Here is a 610-nt window from a genome sequence, read left to right as displayed (position 1 = left end):
ACCATCGCGAAGAGCTCTGACTCTTCACTAACTAAACTGCGATACTCACGCAACAGCTGACGGTTGGGCTCTAGAAAAATCTCGCCCGTATAGCCATCAACGATGCCTAATTTGCCGTTAACCACATCCGTATTGATGTTAGCGCCCATAACGGCCGGCACACCCAATGCGCGCGAAAGAATTGCAGCGTGTGAGTTTGCGCCCCCTTCAAGCGAAACGACCGCTAATAAATGTTCTTTCGGCACCGATGCTAACAAAGTCGCAGTAAGCTCATTGGCCACTAAGATGATAGGACGATCGATGGCCGCATTCTCTTGCTCACTGTTGTGCAGAAAATACAGCAACCTTTGCCCCAACTCTCGGATATCTTGTGCTCGTTCACGCAAATAGACATCTGACATACGAGCAAAGCGGTTTGAATAAGTTTCGACTACCTGACGCAGCGCCCAATCCGCTCGATCGCCTTTTTCAATCTGTTTCTTAAGATCACCGCGCAACATTGGATCATTGAGCAAGTGGGTAAACAAATCGAATATCGCTAACGCATCTTTATTGATTTCGCTGTCGAACTTTTTCCGCATCCGGCGGAAATCATTCAGCGCACGCTCAA

The 610-nt window shown here is 48.4% G+C and carries 1 protein-coding gene; it reads right to left on the bottom strand.

Features of this window, described 5'->3' with window-relative positions; all coding sequences use genetic code 11:
* The coding region (locus tag R7Z47_RS25660; protein WP_318130868.1) for a PEP-utilizing enzyme at positions 1 to 610 on the bottom strand (610 nt) is incomplete at both ends.

The organism is Vibrio sp. 1641, assembly GCF_033339995.1.
In the GTDB taxonomy this organism is placed as follows: domain Bacteria; phylum Pseudomonadota; class Gammaproteobacteria; order Enterobacterales; family Vibrionaceae; genus Vibrio; species Vibrio alginolyticus.
The sequence above is the reverse complement of the archived record's forward strand: the minus strand, read 5'-3'. Positions and strand labels throughout refer to the sequence as shown.